We start from the raw sequence: 18,126 nt of genomic DNA, 5'->3' as shown, positions 1-18,126 counted from the left end.
CCCCCCCGCCGGTCCGGCCCGTCCCCGGACCGGCGGGGGCCGACGCATGCCCGCCGACCAGCGACGACGCATCGATCATCGGTCGGCTACCGGCGCCGACCGGTGTTCGCGATCGTGAACCCGACGTCGCGGCCTCGGCCACCGGTGCGCTCACCGCGGCGGGTGGTGCGCACGGCACAGCGGTCGGGTGGCGACGGCACCGGTGCCCGTCGGGGGTGTCCGGGGACGCCGGTAGCCTTCCGCCCCGTGCCGTCCGCAAGCTCCCCCGTGACCGCCGCGCCCCCGCGGCCGGACCACGTGCGGCCGGTCGACGTCGCGGTCCTGGCCGCGTCCGCCGATGCCGAGCTGCGCCATCCGGCCTCCGCAGTGCGCCCCGTGACCGGCGCGACCCTGCGCGCCTCCGACGTCCGGCCGGGCGACCTGTTCGCCGCGCTGCCCGGTGCCCGCGTGCACGGCGCCGACTTCGCGGCCGACGCGATCGCCGCCGGAGCCGCCGCCGTCCTCACCGACCTGGCGGGTGCCGCGCGCGCGGCGCTCGTCGCCGACACCGTGCCGGTGCTCGTGCACCCGCACCCGCGCCACGTCCTGGGCGACCTCGCGGCCCGCGTCTACGGTGACCCGACGGCTGCGCTCGACGTCATCGGTGTCACGGGCACCAGCGGGAAGACGACGGTCGGACACCTCCTGGAGGCCGGGCTGGCCGCGGGCGGGCGGGCCACGGGCCTGCTGGGCACCGTCGCCACCCGCATCCGCGGCGCCGAGGCGCCCAGCGCGTTCACCACGCCCGAGTCGCCCGACCTGCAGGCCCTGTTCGCGGTGATGGCCGAGCGCGGGGTCACCGACGTCGCGATGGAGGTGTCGAGCCACGCGCTCGCGCTCGACCGCGTCGCCGGCACCCGGTTCTCGGTCGCGGCGTTCACCAACCTGTCGCAGGACCATCTCGACTTCCACCGCGACATGGACGACTACTTCGAGGCCAAGGCGATGCTGTTCGACCCGGCCCGGCCGGGCGCGGCGCGCCACCGCGTCGTGTGCGTCGACGACGAGTGGGGTGTTCGACTCGCCGCACGCGTACCCGGGCCGGTCACGGTGAGCGCCACCGGCCGGGCCGACTGGTGTGTCGCCGGCACGGTTCGCAGCGACGCCGACGGCACCCAGCACTTCGTGGCCGCGACGCCCGCGGGCGAGGTGCCGGTGACGCTGCGGCTGCCCGGCGCCTACAACGTCGCCAACGCGCTCGTCGCGCTCGCCTGCCTCGACGCCGCCGGCGTCCCCGCCGCCGTGGCCGCGGCCCGCTTCGCCGGGCTGGCCGTGCCGGGCCGGATGCAGCGCGTCGACGCCGGGCAGGACTTCCTCGCCGTCGTCGACTACGCGCACAAGCCCGCCGCCGTCGGCGCGCTGCTCGACGCGCTGCGCGCCCAGGTCGACGGCCGCGTCCTCACGGTGCTGGGCTGCGGCGGCGACCGCGACCGCGGCAAGCGCCCCCTCATGGGCGCCATCGCCGCGGCCGGGTCCGACGTCCTCGTCGTCACCGACGACAACCCGCGCACCGAGGACCCGGCCGAGATCCGGCGCCAGATGCGGGCCGGCGCCGAGGGCGAGCCGGGGCGCGGGGAGATCCTCGAGATCGGCGACCGGCGCGCCGCCATCGCCGCCGCGGTCGCGGCGGCCCGCCCGGGCGACGTCGTCGTCGTCGCGGGCAAGGGACACGAGAAGGGCCAGGAGATCGACGGCGTGAAGCACCCGTTCGACGACGTCGACGAGGTCCGGGCCGCGCTGCGCGCGGCGGGCGGGACGCGCGCATGATCGCCATGACGCTGGCCGAGGTCGCCGCCGTCACCGGTGGGCGATTGCACCGCGCCACCGGCGACGAGCAGGTCGCCTCCGTCGAGTTCGACTCCCGCAAGGCCGCGCCCGGCGTGCTGTTCCTGGCGCTGCCGGGGGAGCGCGTCGACGGGCACTCCTTCGCCGCCGCGGCCGTCGCGTCGGGCGCGGCGGGGGTCCTCGCCGCGCGGGAGGTCGAGGCGCCGTCGGTCGTCGTCCCGCCCGCCGCGGGCGCAGCCGGGACCTACCTGGCCGAGAACGACCCCGACGGCGCGGGCGCCGCGGTCCTCGCCGCACTCGCGAAGCTCGCCCGGCACAGCGTCGACTCCCTCAGCGTCGACTCCCTGGAAGGGCTCGCCGTCGTCGGCGTCACCGGCAGCTCCGGCAAGACCTCCACCAAGGACCTGCTGGCCGCCGTCCTGGCGCCGCTGGGGCCGACGGTCGCGCCGCCCGGGTCGTTCAACAACGAGCTGGGCCACCCGTGGACGGCGCTGCGCGCCGACGCCGGCACCCGCCACCTCGTCCTGGAGCTCTCGGCGCGCGGGCCCGGCCACATCGCCGCGCTCTGCCGGGTCGCGCCGCCGCGCATCGGGGTCGTGCTCAACGTCGGCCGCGCCCACCTCGGCGAGTTCGGCTCCCCGGAGGCCATCGCGCAGGCCAAGGGCGAGCTCGTCGAGGCCCTGCCGGCCGACGGGGTCGCGGTCCTCAACGCCGACGACGCCGCCGTCGCCGCGATGGCCTCGCGCACCGCCGCCCGCGTCGTCACCGTCGGCCGGGCCGCCGAGGCGCACGTCCGCGCCGTCGACGTCACCTCCGACGCCGGCCGAGCCCGGTTCCGGCTGGTCACGCCCTCGGGCGAGGCCGACGTCGCGCTGCGCCTGGTCGGGGCGCACCACGTCGGCAACGCGCTGTCGGCCGCCGCGGCCGCCCTGGAGCTGGGCGCCACGCCCGCCGGGGTCGCCGAGTCGCTGTCGGCCGCCGCGCCCGCGTCGCGCTGGCGCATGGAGGTCGCCGACCGCGCCGACGGCGTCACCGTCGTCAACGACGCCTACAACGCCAACCCCGAGTCGATGCGCGCCGCTCTCGCCGCGCTGGCCGATCTGGGCCGCGGCCGCCGCACCTGGGCCGTCCTGGGCCGCATGGCCGAGCTCGGCGACACCGCGGCCGCCGCGCACGCGGAGGTCGCCGGCGCCGCTGTCGAGCTGGGCGTCGGCACCCTCGTCGCAGTCGGCGAACCCGGCTACGGTCCGGCCGCCCGCCACGTCACCGACCCGGCCGCGGCGCTCGCGCTGCTGCGCGCCCAGGTCGCCCCCGGCGACGTGGTCCTGGTCAAGGCCTCCCGCGCGGTCGGGCTCGACCGCGTCGCCGACGCGTTGCTCGACGACGTGCCCCGTGACGATCGACAGGAGAACGAGCTGGTGTCCCGGTGAGGAGTGTCTTCGTCGCCGCCGGCATCGCACTCGCGGTGTCCATCCTGCTGACCCCGTACCTGATCAAGTTCTTCTCCCGCCAGGGGTTCGGGCAGGAGATCCGGGCCGACGGCCCCGCCAGCCACAAGAGCAAGCGCGGCACCCCCACCATGGGTGGCGTCGCGATCCTGCTGGCCCTGTGGGTCGGCTACCTGGGCGCGCACCTGCTGTCCGGCGAGCCGATGACGGCGTCGGCGCTGCTCGTCCTGATGCTCACGACGGCACTGGGCCTCGTCGGGTTCCTCGACGACTTCATCAAGATCCGCCGCCACCGCAACCTGGGCCTGAACAAGACGTCCAAACTCGTCGGACAGCTCATCACGGCGGTCGTGTTCGCGATCCTGGCGCTGAAGTTCGCCAACGCGCGCAACCTCACCCCGGCGTCGGACCAGCTGTCGTTCGTCCGTGAGATCGCCGTGCTGAGCTTCGGCTCGATCGGCTTCGTGATCTTCTGCTACCTGGTCGTGTCGGCCTGGTCGAACGCGGTCAACCTGACCGACGGCCTCGACGGCCTCGCCGCGGGAACCTCCGCGATGGTGCTCGGCACGTACACGATCATCGGGTTCTGGCAGTTCCGCAACAGCTGCGCGGTCACCGCCGCGGCCGGCTGCTACGAGGTCCGCGACCCCCTCGACGTCGCCCTCGTCGCCGCCGCCGCGATGGGCGCCTGCATCGGCTTCCTGTGGTGGAACGCCGCACCCGCCCGGATCTTCATGGGCGACACCGGCTCCCTCGCCCTCGGCGGACTGATCGCCGGGCTGTCGATCGTCACCCGCACCGAGCTGCTGCTCATCGTCATCGGCGGCGTGTTCGTCGTCGAGATCCTGTCGGTGGCGCTGCAGATCGTCGTGTTCCGCACGACGCGAAGACGACTGTTCCGGATGGCCCCGTTCCATCACCACTTCGAACTGGCCGGGTGGGCGGAGACGACCGTCATCATCCGGTTCTGGCTGCTCGCGGCCATGTGCGCGGCGCTGGGCCTCGGGCTGTTCTACAGCGAGTGGCTGACGGCCTCGGCAGGCGTCTAGTGGCTCCCACACCGGTCGTCCCGCCCCCCGCCGAGGATCCCGTCCGCGGGCGGCGGGTCGTCGTCGCCGGTGCCGGGATCTCCGGGCTCGCGGCCGCCGAGGTGCTCGTCGCGCACGGCGCGGACGTCGTCGTCACCGACGACGTCCCCGCCCGCCTCGCCGACCTGCCCGCCGGTGCGCGTGCGGGTGAGGGGTTGCCCGAGGGCACCGAGCTCGTCGTGTCGAGCCCCGGGCTGCGCCCCGACCACCCGCTGGTCGACGCCGCGGCGGCCCGCGGGATCGAGCTGATCGGCGAGCCCGAGCTGGCGTGGCGGCTCGGCGCGGCGTCGGCGTCCCCGCCGAGCTGGCTCGTCGTCACCGGCACCAACGGCAAGACCACCACCACCAGCATGCTGGCCGCGATCCTCGCGGCCGGGGGTCACGACTCGGTGGCCTGCGGCAACATCGGCCTGCCCGTCGTCAGCGCGGTCGCCGCCGGGCACCGGGTCCTCGCCGTGGAGCTGTCGAGCTTCCAGCTGTACCGGTCGCCGTCGCTGCGCCCCGATGCCGGGGTCGTGCTCAACGTCGCCGAGGACCACCTCGACTGGCACGGCGGGATGGACGCCTACGCCGCCGCCAAGGCCCGCGCGCTCACCGGCCGGGTCGCCGTCGGCTGCGTCGACGACGCCTGGTCCGCCACGCTCCTGTCGGCCGCGCCGGCCCCGCTGCGGGTCGCGGTCACCCTGGGCGAGCCGGGTCCCGGTGAGCTGGGCATCGTCGACGGCGTGCTGGTCGACCGCGTCTTCGGCACGCCGGGGGAGACGGTCGAGCTCGTCGCCGCCGGCGTCGTCACCCCCGGTGGCGCACCCGGCCTGACCGACGCGCTCGCCGCCGCCGCGCTGGCCCGCGCCCACGGTGTCACCGCCGAGGCGGTCGCCGCCGGGCTCGGCGGGTTCACGCCGGGTCCGCACCGCTGCGAGACCGTCGGCACGGTCGGCGAGGTCACGTTCGTCGACGACTCGAAGGCCACGAACCCGCACGCCGCCGACGCCTCCCTCGCCGCTCAGCAGGGCCGTCCCGTCGTCTGGGTGGCGGGTGGGCTGTTCAAGGGTGCGTCGGTCGAGGAGCTGGTCGCGCGGCGCGCCCCGGGGCTGCGGGCGGCGGTGATCATCGGCACCGACCGTTCGGAGATCGTCGCAGCCCTTGCGCGACACGCGCCCGACCTCCCGGTCGTCGAGGTCGAGTCGGGTGACGATGAGCCCATGACGACCGCAGTGCGCCGTGCCGCCGACCTCGCACGCCCGGGCGACGTCGTCCTCCTCGCCCCCGCAGCGGCGTCGATGGACCAGTTCCGCGACTACGCGCACCGCGGGCGGGCGTTCGCCGAGGCGGTCGCCGCGCTTCCTCCCGCGCCCTCGTCCCCGGGCCGGGAGGCCGCGACGGAGGCGTCGCGATGAGCCCCGCGGAACGCGCCGCCGCCAGGTCCGGTGCCGCGAGGTCGGGTGCCGCGAGGTCAGGTGCCGCCGGCGGTGCGTCCGCGCCGAAGGTGTCACTGCGCAAGACGGTGGCGGGCCCGCAGGCCCTCACCGGTGCCCGCGCCGCCATCGGCCGCGCCGGGACCGCGCTCGCCCAGTGGCTGCGCCGCCCGCTGACCTCGCTACACCTCGTGCTGGGCGTCTTCGGCCTGCTCACGACGTTCGGGCTCGTCATGGTGCTGTCGGCGTCGTCGGTCGAGTCGCTCACCTCCGGCGGGTCGTCGTACTCGGTGTTCACCCGCCAGGTCATGTTCTGCGCCGTCGGTCTCGTCGTGTTCTACGTCGGCCTGCGGATCAAGCCGACGACGCTGCGCGCCCTGTCGCCGGTCCTGCTGCTCGTGTGCGCCGTGCTGCTGGCACTGGTGCTGATCCCGGGCCTCGGCTCGGTCCGAGGTGGTTCGCGGGCCTGGTTCACCCTGGGCCCCTTCGCGTTCCAGCCCGGCGAGCCCGCCAAGGTCGCCCTGGCCCTGTGGGGCGCGCACGTGCTCGCCACCCGCCGCAAGGTCATGCACCGCTGGAAGCACGCACTGTCCCCGGTCGTCCCGGTCGCGCTGGTGCTCGCGACGCTGCTGGTCCTCGAACCCGACCTCGGCATGACGGTGTCGCTGGGCATCGTGCTCATCGCGCTGCTGTTCTTCGCCGGCGCCCGCGGCCGGCTGCTGCTCGCGCTCGCCGGCGGCGGCCTCGCCGGTGCGCTGATCCTCGGCCTCACCGCCGGGTACCGGCAGAGCCGCATCACCGCGTTCCTCTCGGCCGGCAGCGACCCGCTCGGCCCCGGCTACCAGGCCACCCAGGCGCTGTACTCGCTCGCCGACGGCGGCCTCTTCGGCGTCGGGCTCGGCCAGGGCCGCGCCAAATGGAGCTACCTGCCCAACGCGCACAACGACTTCATCTTCGCGATCATCGGCGAGGAGCTCGGGTTCATCGGGGCCTTCGCCGTCCTCGCCCTCTTCGCGACGCTCGCCTACACCGGTCTGCGCATCGCCACCCGCAGCGCCGACCCGTGGCTGCGGATCGTCTGCTCCACGCTCACCGCGTGGCTGGTCGTCCAGGCCGCCATCAACATCGGCTACGTCGTGGGCCTGCTGCCGGTCACCGGGCTGCAGCTGCCCCTCATCTCGTCCGGAGGCACGTCCCTGGTGGTCACCATGTTCGCGTTCGGCGTGCTCGCCAACGCCGCCCGGCACGAGCCGGAGGCGGTCGCGGTGCTGCGCAACGGAGGCCAGGGCCGCATCGCGCGGCTGCTGCGCCTGCCCACCCCCGAGCCCTACCGTGCGCCGGCCGCGCGCCCGCCCGCCCAGCGGGTCAGACGATGAGGGAGCGTCAGCGAGCGAATCATCGACACAGCCCCCGCGCGAAGCGCCGGCCGAGCCTCAGCGAGGACGAGCGATGACCCTCTCGGTGGTCGTCGCCGGGGGCGGGAGTGCCGGGCACATCGAGCCCGCGCTCGCGTTCGCCGACGCGGTGCGCCGCGCCCACCCCGACGCCGTCGTCACGGCGCTGGGCACCGAGCGCGGCCTCGACACCACGCTCATCCCCGCGCGCGGCTACCCGCTGCGGTTGATCCCGCCGGTCCCCTTGCCGCGCAAGCCCAGCAAGGACCTGCTGCGGCTGCCGGGGCGGGTCCGCACCGCGATCGGCGCCGTCCGCGACGTGCTGCGCGACGTCGACGCCGACGTCGTCGTCGGGTTCGGCGGCTATGTCTCGCTGCCCGCCTACCTGGGCGCGCGCGGCCGGGTGCCGGTCGTCGTGCACGAGGCCAACGCCCGAGCCGGGCTGGCCAACAAGGTCGGTGCCCGGTTCGCCGCCGCGGTCGCCACGGCCGTCCCCGGCACGGGGCTGCCGCACGAGCAGGTCGTCGGGATGCCGTTGCGCCGCTCCATCACCGGGCTCGACCGGGCCGGGCTGCGCGCCGAGGCCCGCGCCCACTTCGGGCTGCCCGCCGACGGGCCGGTGCTGCTGGTGTTCGGCGGCTCCCAAGGCGCCCGCACCCTCAACTCCGCCGTCGCCGCCGCGCTGCCCGGGCTCGCCGAGGCGGGCGTCGCGGTCCTGCACGCCCACGGCAAGACCGGCACCGCCGGCCCCGAGACCGCCGGCTACGTCCCGCTGCCCTACATCGAACGGATGGACCTGGCCTACGCCGCCGCTGACGCCGTCCTCGGCCGCTGCGGCATGACGACGGTCGCCGAGGTGACGGCCGTCGGGCTACCGGCCATGTACGTGCCGCTCCCGCACGGCAACGGCGAGCAGGCGCTCAACGCCCGCCCCGTCGTCGCCAACGGCGGCGGAATCCTGGTGCCCGACGCCGAGACCACCGGCGAGCGTGTCCTCGCGGAGCTGCTGCCGCTGCTCGGCGACCCGGCGCGGCTCGCCGCCATGGGTGCCGCGGCCCGCGCCTCGGGCCACGCCGACGCCGACGAGCGGCTCGCCCGCCTCGCCCTCGACGTCGCCCTCGGCGCCACGGCCGGCAAGGGAGTCCGGTGACCGGGCCCACCACCCCCGCCCCGCTGCTCGGGGAGCGCGTCCACCTCATCGGGATCGGCGGCGCCGGGATGGGCGGCATCGCCCGCATCCTGCTGGCCCGTGGCGTCGCCGTCTCGGGGTCCGACGCCAAGGACTCCCGCACCGTCATGGCTCTGCGGGCCCTGGGCGCGCACGTCGCCGTCGGGCACGACGCCGGCCACCTCGACCAGCTCGACGGCCCCCCGACCGTCGTGGTGTCCACGGCGATCCGCGAGACCAACCCCGAGCTGGCCGCGGCCCGCGAGCGGGGCCTGCTGGTCGTGCACCGGGCCGACGCGCTGGCCGACCTCACCACGGGCCGCCGCGTCGCCGCCGTCGCCGGGACGCACGGCAAGACGTCGACGAGCTCGATGCTCACCGTCGCCCTGCAGCACTGCGGTTTCGACCCGTCGTTCGCGATCGGCGGCGACCTCGCGGCGTCCGGCGCCGGTGCCCACCACGGCGCGGGCGACGTGTTCGTCGTGGAGGCCGACGAGAGCGACGGCTCCTTCACCGCCTACACCCCGGGCGTCGCCGTCGTCACCAACGTCGAGCCCGACCACCTCGACCACCACGGCACCGAGGCCGCCTACCGGGCGGTGTTCCACGCGTTCGTCGGCCGCATCCCGGCCGGTGGGGTGCTCGTCGCGTGCGTCGACGACCCCGGCGCGGCCGAGCTCGCCGACCACGCCGAGCAGCGCGGGCTCACCGTCCGCCGCTACGGTCGCACCGCCGCGGGCACCGACGACGCCGTCCTCGTCGACCACCGGCCCGACGGCGCCGGCGCCCGGGTCCGTGCCCGCCACCGCGGCGTCGAACTCGCGGTGCGCCTCGCCGTCCCCGGCGAGCACATGGCCCTCAACGCCCTCGGCGCGTTCCTCGCCGGTGTCGAGCTGGGCGCGCCCGTCGACGCCCTGCTGGAGGGCCTGGCCGGGTTCGACGGGGTCCGCCGCCGGTTCGAGTACAAGGGCCGCGCCGCCGGTGTGGCCGTGTACGACGACTACGCCCACCACCCGACGGAGGTCGCCGCGACGCTGCGGGCCGCCCGTGCCGTCGCGGGCACGGGCCGGGTCGTCGTCGGGTTCCAGCCGCACCTGTACTCCCGCACCCGGCTGTTCGCCGCGGAGTTCGGCGCGGCACTCTCGCTCGCCGACGAGGTCGTCGTCCTCGACGTCTACGGTGCCCGGGAGGACCCGGAGCCCGGCGTCACCGGCGCGCTGGTCGCCGACGCGGTCGACCTGCCGGTGGGGGCGGTGCGTCACGTGCCGAGCTGGTCCGAGGTCCCGGTGGTGCTCGCCGGTATCGCACGCCCGGGCGACCTGGTGCTGACCATGGGTGCCGGCGACGTCACCGTGCTGGGCCCGGAGGTGCTGCGCGAGCTCGAGGTCCGCGAGGAGGGCTCCAGGTGAGGCGCCCGGCGGCCCCCGGTTCGGCACGCGAGCGCGACGGTCGCACCCGTCGCGCCGGTGCCGGGCGGGCGGACGCCGGGAAGGACCGCACGAAGGACACGGCCGACGACGGCTCCCGTGATGCGAAGGGGAGCCTCGAGCGGCCTCGTGGTGAGGACACCGGCCGTGCGGAGCGGCTGCCGGCCCAGCCCGGGCGCGCCGGCCGGGAGACCCGCCGGGCCGCGGGCGAGGCGTCGCCCACCGGCCGCGACGGCACCGGCCGCGACGGCACAGGCCGGGGCCGCACGGGGCCACGCGCGCCGCTGCCGGTGACAAGCGCACCGGTGTGGGTGACACGCGCGCCGGTGCCGGTGACACGCGCCCCGGGGCGGGGGAGAAACGCACCTCCGCGACGGGCAGGCGTCCCGGCGCTGCGGACAAGCGTGCCGACGTGAAGCGGACGGGGACGGCGCGTACCGACGGCCGCGGGCGCCGGATCGGGGCCGGCGGCGTCGGTGCCATCCCGGGTTCCAGCGGCGGCAACCGCACCCCACGCGCGCCCGAGCGCCGCACCGGCGACGAGGACGCCCCGGTCGCGGACGAGAGCCACGACAAGGACGACAGGAACGAGGAGGCACCGAGGACCGGTGAGGAGCCGACCGCCCGCGCGGACGAGCGCAGCCCCGCCACCGGCAGCCCCGCCACCGGCAGCCCCGCCACCGGCAGCCCCGCCACCGGCAGCGCCGACACGACGCGGGAGACCACGGCCCGTCCCGCGCGGCCCCGCCCGGTCCGGCCCGCCCCGCACTTCCTGCGCCGCCGCCGGATCGCGCTGCTCGTCGTCGTCCTCGTGCTGCTCGGCGGGCTCGCCGGCGGCGTCGCGTTCCTCCTCTACGGCAGCGGCCTCGCCGACGTCGAGACGGTGACCGTCGAGGGCGCGCTGACCGTCCCGCAGGAGCAGGTCCTCGCGGCCGCCGCGATCCCGGCGGGCGGGCCGCTGGCGGGCGTCGACACCTCCGGCGCGGAACAGCGCGTCGCGGCCCTGCCCGCTGTCGCGTCGGTGACGGTCGGCCGGGACTGGCCGCACACCGTCGTCGTGACGGTCGTGGAGCGTGTCGCCGTCGCGCTGGCCGACACCTCCAGGGGCCTGATGCTCGTCGACGGCACCGGCATGGCCTACCAGCAGGCGCCCGAGGTACCGCCGGTGCTTCCGCACCTGAACGTGAGCATCACGGGCTCGATCGAGCCCGGCGACGTCCAGACCACCGCGGGGCTCGGGGTGCTCGCCGCGCTGCCCGACGCCGTCCGGTCGCAGGTGTTGACGATCACCGTGATCGCCCCCGCGGCCACCGGCGGACTCCCGACGGTCGAGCTCGTCCTCTCCGACGATCGGCGTGTCGTTTGGGGGTCGGCCGAGAACTCCCAGCGCAAGGCCGCCGTGCTCACCGCGCTGCTCACGGAGAAGGGCAGCGTTTTCGACGTCGCCAGCCCCGATCTCCCGACGATCCGTCGCTGACCGCGCACGGCCGGTCACGAAGAGGTCACGACAGTGCGAAACACCCGCCTGGGGGGTTGCCGACGCGCGGCGCGCCTAATGGACCGACACCCTGCCCGCACCTAGCGTTCTCGCGTGAAGGCCCGGACCAACCGGAGCTGGACCGGACCCGAGCAACTGGAAGGTGCCGCGCATGACGCCCCCGCACAACTACCTGGCCGTGATCAAGGTCGTCGGTATCGGTGGCGGCGGCGTGAACGCCGTCAACCGCATGATCGAGGTCGGTCTGAAGGGCGTCGAGTTCGTCGCCGTCAACACCGACGCGCAGGCCCTGCTGATGTCCGACGCGGACGTCAAGCTCGACATCGGCCGGGAGCTGACCCGCGGCCTCGGGGCCGGGGCGAACCCGGAGGTGGGCCGCAAGGCCGCCGAGGACCACCGCGAGGAGATCGAGGAGGTCCTCAAGGGGGCCGACATGGTCTTCGTGACGGCGGGGGAGGGCGGCGGCACCGGCACCGGCGGCGCGCCCGTGATCGCCTCGATCGCGCGCAAGCTCGGGGCGCTGACGATCGGCGTCGTGACCCGGCCGTTCACCTTCGAGGGCAAGCGCCGCGCCGGCCAGGCCGACGAGGGCATCAACGCGATGCGCAACGAGTGCGACACCCTCATCGTCATCCCCAACGACCGGCTGCTGCAGCTCGGCGACGTCGGCGTCTCGCTGATGGACGCCTTCCGCTCCGCCGACGAGGTGCTCCTCTCCGGTGTCCAGGGCATCACCAACCTGATCACCACGCCCGGCCTGATCAACCTCGACTTCGCCGACGTCAAGAGCGTCATGTCGGGGGCGGGCAGCGCGTTGATGGGAATAGGGTCCTCCCGCGGGGAGGGCCGCGCCGTGCAGGCCGCCAGCTCGGCGATCAACTCGCCGCTGCTGGAGGCGTCGATGGACGGCGCGCAGGGTGTGCTGCTGTCGATCGCGGGTGGCTCCGACCTCGGCCTGTTCGAGATCAACGAGGCCGCCTCGCTCGTGCAGGAGGCGGCGCACCCCGACGCGAACATCATCTTCGGCACGGTGATCGACGACTCCCTCGGCGACGAGGTGCGTGTCACCGTGATAGCAGCGGGGTTCGATGGCGGCACGCCCGCGCACAAGCAGCTCGATCCGTCGACCTTCCGCTCCACCGACGCCGCACCCGGGTCGGGCACCACGCCCGCCTCCGGTGGCTCGACGAGCCAGCCTGCCGCGGTCCACACCCCGGCCGTGCACGCGCCCGCCGCGCCGCAGACCCCGGCAGCTCCGGCCACCCCGCCGCCCGCGGCACCGCCGGTCGCGGCCGCGGTGGCGGCCCCGGTCGCGACGACGCCCGCCGCTCCGGTGGCCACGGCTGCGACCGGTCTCGGCCCGAACCAGGCGGGCACGCTGCCGCCCGCGGCGCCGCTGCCGCAGCAGACCTACGTGCCCCCGGCCCCGCGGAGCCCGGAGAGTGGCCGCGCCGACCCGGCGATGAGCTCGCTCGGCGGCGCGCACGCGGCACCGACGACGCCGACGCACGGTCCCGCGGTGCCCGTCTCCGACGGGGACTTCGACGACCTCGACGACGACGTCGACGTGCCGCCCTTCATGCGTCGCTGACCGGCCCGTCGTGCCTCGCGCGCCCTGGGGCGTGCGACGCTGACGCGGTGCGCGTACGCAAGGTCGTGACCACTCGTGCCGGCGGCCGTTCCGCCGGCGCGTTCCGCAGTTTCAACCTGTCCCGCGGGGTGGGCGACGACCCGACGGCGGTCGCCGCGAACCGGGGGCGGCTCGTGCGTGAGCTGGGCCTGTCCGGCGCGGTGTTCCTGCAGCAGGTGCACGGCACGCGCGTCGAGACGGTGACGGGCCCGGGAGCGACGTCACCGGCGGCCGACGACGTCCCGGGCACGGACGCGGTCGTGACCGCCGAGCCGGGTGTGGGGCTGGCGGTGCTCGCCGCGGACTGCGTCCCGGTGCTGCTGTCCGACCCGAAGGCCGGTGTCGTCGGTGCCGCGCACGCCGGCCGGGTCGGGGCCGCGGCCGGGATCGTCCCGGCGACGGTGGAGGCGATGGTGGCACTCGGCGCGCACGTGGAGGACGTCGTGGTCCTGCTGGGCCCGGCGGTCTGCGGCGGCTGTTACGAGGTGCCCGCCGAGATGCGCGACGAGGTCGGCGCGGCGCTGCCGGGAAGCGGTGGCCGGACCCGCCGCGGTACGCCGGGGATCGACATCCGGGCGGGCCTGCACCGCCAGCTCGACGTCATGGGTGTCCGCGGGGTTGCCCGGGACCCGCGGTGCACGATGGAGGATCCGGACCTGTTCAGCCACCGCCGCGAGGGGTCCACCGGACGGCAGGCCGGGGTGGTGTGGCTCGACCCGTCCGACGGGTGAGCATCCGATCGGGCCGTGGGCACAGGGCCGCGAGCACACCCGGGCGCAACCCCACTGCTGCCCGGAGGCCCGCGGACAGCACAGAGGTTGCGCGCGGCGCAGCGGCCGGGCGTGAGAGGACGAGATGAGCGGACGACCGACGACCGACGAACGGCGCGAGGACCTGATCCGGCGGCTCGCGCGGGTCCGCGAGGCGATCGCGCGGGCGTGCGCCGCCGCGGGCCGCGACGTCGCCGAGGTCGACCTGCTGGCCGTCACCAAGACGATCCCGGCGGCCGACGTCGCGATCCTGGTCGAGCTGGGCCTGACCGACTTCGGGGAGAACCGGGCGCAGGAGGCCGCGGAGAAGGTCGGCGAGGTCGCCCGGCTCGCACCGGGCGCCGCGCCGCGGTGGTTCTTCGTCGGCGGGCTGCAACGGAACAAGGCGCGCGTGGTGGCCCCGTGGGTGACACGCGTGGAGTCGGTCGACTCGGCCCGGCTCGCCGACGCGCTCGACACCCAGGTCCGCCGGGCCGTCGAGCAGGGTGAGCGTGAGGGGCCGCTGCCGGTGCTGCTGCAGTACAGCGTCGACGGCGACCCGGCCCGGGGCGGCGTCGCCCGCGACGGCCTCGCCGCGCTCGCAGCGCACGTCAGCGGCCTGGACGGGCTCCGGCTCGACGGGCTCATGGCCGTTGCGCCACTGGGCGCCGACCCCGACCGGGCGTTCGCCGACGTGGCCGCCGCGGCGTCCGCACTGCGCGATGATCATCCGTCTGCGAGGGTGCTGTCGGCCGGGATGTCAGGCGACCTCGACGTGGCGATCCGTCACGGATCGACGTGTGTGCGTGTCGGAACGGCCCTTGTGGGGGAACGGCGGCTAGCCTCGCGGTGATCGCCGGTCGCGGGGGCGACCGCCGGTTCGCGGGTGACGACGAGGGGAGCGCGACATGGGCGCGATGTACCGGCTCAAGGCCTACTTCGGAATGGTGCCCGCGGACGAGATGGCCGACTACGTCGACGAGCCGGGCTACGGCGCGCCGCGTCGGCGGGACGAGCGCTGGGACGGTCCCGAGGACCGCTACGACGCGCCCGACGAGTACGAGACATACGACGCACCCGCCTCCGTCGGCGAGGCGTGGGACCGGCGTCCCAACCGCCCCGGCGGCATGGAGCGCACCCCGGCCCGCGACACCCGACCGGCGCGTGAGCCCGTCCGTGCGGGCGGTGGCTCGGGTGTCGGCGCGGGGATCGGCAGCGGCCTGGGTGCCGGCAGCGTGCGTGGCGCGCTGGCCGTCGACACCGACCCCGTGCTGCGCGAGCCGGTCCGCGAGCCCGTGGGGCTGCGCGAGGTGCGTCCGGGCGAGCGGGCGGCCCTGCCGGAGCAGCGCGACCGGGGTGCGGCGGCCATGTCGCGCATCACGACGCTGCAGCCGCGCAGCTACAAGGAGGCGCGCACCATCGGGGAGCGCTACCGCGACGGCCAGCCGGTGATCATGAACCTCACCGAGCTCGACGCCGCGTCGGCCAAGCGCCTCGTCGACTTCGCCGCGGGGCTCGCCTTCGCGCTGCGCGGTTCCATCGACAAGGTGACGAACCGTGTATTCCTTCTCACGCCCGCGGACGTCGAAGTGTCGGCGGACGACGCGAGGCGGCTCGCAGAACGTGAGCTCTTCCGCCAGGATTGAGCGCGTGCCCGACGTCCTTCGTCTCGTCCTGTACTACGTCCTGTTCGCCTTCTGGCTGCTGCTCACGGCGCGAATCGTCGTGGAGCTGGTGCATGCGTTCGCGCGCAAGTGGCGCCCCGCCGGACAGAGTGCTGTCGCGCTCGAGGCGGTCTTCACCGTGACCGATCCACCCGTGAAGTTGTTGCGGAGAGTGATCCCCACGGTCCGGATCGGGGGAGTGGGACTGGACCTCTCGATTATGGTTCTGCTCCTGGCAGTGTTCATACTGATGGACGTTGTCAGGCCGGAGTGAGCCCCAGTCACCCGGTTTGCCGCCGAGGACTGCATGAGGTGATCCGATGCCGCTGACGCCCGCCGACGTTCACAACGTCGCGTTCAGCAAGCCCCCTATCGGGAAGAGGGGGTACAACGAGGACGAGGTCGACGCTTTCCTGGACCTGGTCGAGGCCGAGCTCGCCCGACTCATCGAGGAGAACGACGACCTGCGCGAGCAGGTGTCCCAGATGGAGTCCCAGCTCGGCAGCGCCCAGGCCGATCTGGAGGAGGCGCGTTCGCGTCCCCAGGCCGCCCTGGCGCCGCCCACGGCCCAGATCCAGCGGCCTGTGGAGCCCCCGCGCCCGGTCGAGCCGCCGCGCTCGCTGTCGGCCCCCGCGCCGCAGCTGGCCGACGGGGGTGACATGGGCGGTGGCGACCACCACGTCCAGGCTGCCAAGGTCCTGGGCCTGGCCCAGGAGATGGCCGACCGGCTCACGGCCGAGGCCAAGAGCGAGGCCGACTCCATGCTGGCCGACGCGCGGACCAAGTCCGAGCAGCTGCTCTCGGAGGCCCGGACCAAGTCCGACGGCCTCGTGAACGATGCCCGGGCCCGCGCCGAGACGATGCTCAACGACGCGCGGACCCGCGCCGAGACGCTGGAGCGGCAGTCGCGCGACAAGGCTGCGACACTGGTCGGCGATGCCGAGCGCAAGCAGACCGAGATCATCGGGACCATCCAGCGCGACAAGTCGGTGCTGGAGAAGAAGATCGACGAGCTGCGGACGTTCGAGCGTGAGTACCGGACGCGGCTGAAGACCTACCTGGAGTCGCAGCTGCGCGACCTCGGCGACCGCGCCTCCGCCGCGCCCGCCGACGGCCGCTCCGCCTCCAACGGGGGCTACGCCGCCAGCGGCTACGGCCAGCGCGCCGACGCCGGCAGCTGACCGTCCCCGAGACAGATCCCCGGTCGGTGGGCGGCGCCACGGCGCCGCCCACCAGGGAGTGAATCGTGCTGCTGCTGGTTCTGATCCTCGTCCTGGTCGCGTTCGCCCTGCTCGTCGTTGCACTGCTGACGGGCAGCGTCCTCTGGGCGTGGGTGTCCGTGGCCGTCAGCGCGGGCGCTGCGGTGGTGCTGCTCGTCGACTGGCTGCGTGGCCGTTCCGCGGCCCGTACGGGGCCCGCACCGGGCCGGTCGGAGGCCGACGTGCCGCCGCCCGGGGTGCCGGGAGCCGACCGAGGACCCTCGCTCGCGGGGGCCGAGGCGGTCACCCAGGTGCTTCCGGTCGTGCCTCCGGTGGGTCCGCCGCCGGGGGTGTCGCCCGGCGGAGGTCCCGCCGGTGGGTCGGCGCCGCAGGGCGTGTCGCAACCGCCCGGCTCATCCGGGCGACCGTCCGGCGCTGACGGCGCCGTCACTCCATCGAGCGTAAATTCGTCACGCAGCGTGACGGCGGATGCGGCTCGGAACGAGGCTGCGGCAGGCGAGCCGCCGGCAGGGTCTCGGCCCGCCGCGGCGGCCGACTCGCGGGGTGGCGAACAGAGCCGGCCGGCGGCCGAGGCGACTCAGGTCATGGGTGGCCCCGGCGCGACGCCGGCGGGCGAGAAGCCCGGTGCCCCGGATTCACGACCCCCGGATTCACGACCCCCGGATTCACGACCCCAGGACTCGCGTGTCCAGGAGTCGCGTCCCCCCGAGTCGCGGCCGCAGGGTTCCGTCGACGGCCCGACCGTTGCCGTGCCCGCCGCGGTCGCGGGCGCGGCAGCAGCTGCCGCCGCGTCCCAGAACCCGTCGGGCCAGAACCCGTCGGGCCAGAACCAGGCGGGCCAGAACCAGGCGGGCCAGAATCCGTCGCTGCAGAAGCCGTCGGGCGCATCCCAGGCGCCCGCGCGGGCCGACGCAGCACCCGCAGGCCCGGACACGTCCGGGAACACGGTCGCCTCGGAGAAGAGCCCGGCAGCGGCCGGCCCGGAGCAGGGCGGACCCGCCAAGGGCGGGCCCGAGGAGCGCCCGGGGGAGACCGGCAGGTCCGACGCGGCGTCGACGGTATCCGGTGGTCAGCCGGGTTCCGGTGGTGCCGAGGCCACGGCCGTCATGACGGGCACGCCCGCGCAGGACGCGGGCGCGCCCGGACAGGCGGCCGCCGGGGCGGGGGCGGGCAACGCCGCCGAGGCCACGACGACGGCGGCCGCGGCCGGCAACGGCGCGTCCCAGCCCGCACAGCCCGCCGAGCCGCCGGAGGAGGCCCCGGAGGCCCGGGTGGCCGCGCAGGTCGCGGGCCTGGACGACGAGGTCGTCGTCATCGACGAACAGCCCCGTTTCCATGTGTCCGGGTGCCGTTCGCTCGAGGGGCAGGCACTGATCCCGCTGCCGGTCCGTGAGGCGGTCGAGCTCGGCTTCACCCCGTGCGGGCTGTGCAACCCGAGCCGGACCATCGCGGCGCGCCACCACGCCGAGGTGCGCTGAACCGACCACCCGTTCCCCCGCCCCGTCCGGGGCGCGGGGAATGCGGTGGCGCCTGCGCGCTACTCTGGTTCTACACGCATGACCAACGGCGTCGATCCGGCCATCACCGGGGAGCCTCCGGAA

Annotated in this window: 15 protein-coding genes; all 15 read left to right on the top strand. The window is 75.4% G+C overall.

Annotated elements, in window-relative coordinates; all coding sequences use genetic code 11:
* Positions 1–246: 246 nt before the first annotated feature.
* The 15 genes from PSU4_RS11290 to PSU4_RS11220 all read left to right on the top strand — a co-directional run bounded on the left by PSU4_RS11290 (position 247) and on the right by PSU4_RS11220 (position 18,003).
* Positions 247–1,806: a UDP-N-acetylmuramoyl-L-alanyl-D-glutamate--2,6-diaminopimelate ligase gene (locus tag PSU4_RS11290; protein ID WP_246115049.1), complete on the top strand. Its 1,560-nt coding sequence runs from the start codon at positions 247–249 to the stop codon at positions 1,804–1,806.
* Positions 1,803–3,254 (top strand): UDP-N-acetylmuramoyl-tripeptide--D-alanyl-D-alanine ligase, encoded by a 1,452-nt coding sequence (locus PSU4_RS11285; RefSeq protein WP_147106133.1) that lies wholly within the window; start codon positions 1,803–1,805, stop codon positions 3,252–3,254. Before PSU4_RS11290 ends, PSU4_RS11285 begins: the two co-directional genes overlap by 4 nt.
* Complete coding sequence (gene mraY, locus PSU4_RS11280; protein ID WP_147106130.1) at positions 3,251–4,321, top strand: phospho-N-acetylmuramoyl-pentapeptide-transferase; 1,071 nt, start codon at positions 3,251–3,253, stop codon at positions 4,319–4,321. Before PSU4_RS11285 ends, mraY begins: the two co-directional genes overlap by 4 nt.
* On the top strand, positions 4,321–5,757 hold the full coding sequence (murD, locus tag PSU4_RS11275; protein WP_147106125.1) for a UDP-N-acetylmuramoyl-L-alanine--D-glutamate ligase: 1,437 nt from the start codon (positions 4,321–4,323) through the stop codon (positions 5,755–5,757). The genes mraY and murD overlap by 1 nt, the downstream gene beginning before the upstream one ends.
* Entirely contained in the window at positions 5,754–7,151 is a 1,398-nt protein-coding gene (gene ftsW / locus PSU4_RS11270; RefSeq protein WP_147106122.1) for a putative lipid II flippase FtsW, read from the top strand. Before murD ends, ftsW begins: the two co-directional genes overlap by 4 nt.
* Before the next feature lie 73 nt (positions 7,152–7,224).
* On the top strand, positions 7,225–8,319 hold the full coding sequence (gene murG, locus PSU4_RS11265; protein WP_147106119.1) for an undecaprenyldiphospho-muramoylpentapeptide beta-N-acetylglucosaminyltransferase: 1,095 nt from the start codon (positions 7,225–7,227) through the stop codon (positions 8,317–8,319).
* A complete protein-coding gene (murC, locus tag PSU4_RS11260) occupies positions 8,316–9,746 on the top strand; it encodes a UDP-N-acetylmuramate--L-alanine ligase (protein ID WP_281290674.1) in 1,431 nt (476 codons plus the stop codon). Before murG ends, murC begins: the two co-directional genes overlap by 4 nt.
* Before the next feature lie 430 nt (positions 9,747–10,176).
* On the top strand, positions 10,177–11,241 hold the full coding sequence (locus PSU4_RS11255) for a cell division protein FtsQ/DivIB (RefSeq protein ID WP_186816878.1): 1,065 nt from the start codon (positions 10,177–10,179) through the stop codon (positions 11,239–11,241).
* Positions 11,242–11,413: 172 nt separating this feature from the next.
* Positions 11,414–12,853, top strand: coding sequence for a cell division protein FtsZ (gene ftsZ / locus PSU4_RS11250; protein ID WP_147106111.1), 1,440 nt, complete (start codon positions 11,414–11,416; stop codon positions 12,851–12,853).
* Between the two features lie 47 nt (positions 12,854–12,900).
* Complete coding sequence (gene pgeF / locus PSU4_RS11245; RefSeq protein WP_186816877.1) at positions 12,901–13,623, top strand: peptidoglycan editing factor PgeF; 723 nt, start codon at positions 12,901–12,903, stop codon at positions 13,621–13,623.
* Positions 13,624–13,747: 124 nt separating this feature from the next.
* Entirely contained in the window at positions 13,748–14,494 is a 747-nt protein-coding gene (locus tag PSU4_RS11240) for a YggS family pyridoxal phosphate-dependent enzyme (protein ID WP_147106107.1), read from the top strand.
* 55 nt (positions 14,495–14,549) lie between these two features.
* Positions 14,550–15,287 carry a cell division protein SepF gene (locus tag PSU4_RS11235; RefSeq protein ID WP_147106104.1) on the top strand — a complete coding sequence of 246 codons (738 nt, stop codon included), beginning with the start codon at positions 14,550–14,552 and terminating at the stop codon, positions 15,285–15,287.
* A 4-nt stretch (positions 15,288–15,291) separates the two neighbouring features.
* The gene (locus tag PSU4_RS11230; protein ID WP_147106101.1) at positions 15,292–15,579 is read left to right on the top strand and encodes a YggT family protein; all 288 of its coding nucleotides are present in this window, start codon (positions 15,292–15,294) and stop codon (positions 15,577–15,579) included.
* A 46-nt stretch (positions 15,580–15,625) separates the two neighbouring features.
* Positions 15,626–16,486, top strand: coding sequence for a DivIVA-like cell division protein Wag31 (gene wag31, locus PSU4_RS11225; protein WP_147106098.1), 861 nt, complete (start codon positions 15,626–15,628; stop codon positions 16,484–16,486).
* Positions 16,487–17,274: 788 nt separating this feature from the next.
* Positions 17,275–18,003: a hypothetical protein gene (locus tag PSU4_RS11220; protein ID WP_147106095.1), complete on the top strand. Its 729-nt coding sequence runs from the start codon at positions 17,275–17,277 to the stop codon at positions 18,001–18,003.
* The last annotated feature ends 123 nt before the right edge of the window (positions 18,004–18,126 follow it).

Origin of the sequence: Pseudonocardia sulfidoxydans NBRC 16205 (genome assembly GCF_007989085.1) — a bacterium.
GTDB classification, from domain to species: domain Bacteria; phylum Actinomycetota; class Actinomycetes; order Mycobacteriales; family Pseudonocardiaceae; genus Pseudonocardia; species Pseudonocardia sulfidoxydans.
This window is presented reverse-complemented; position numbering and strand designations above follow the sequence as displayed.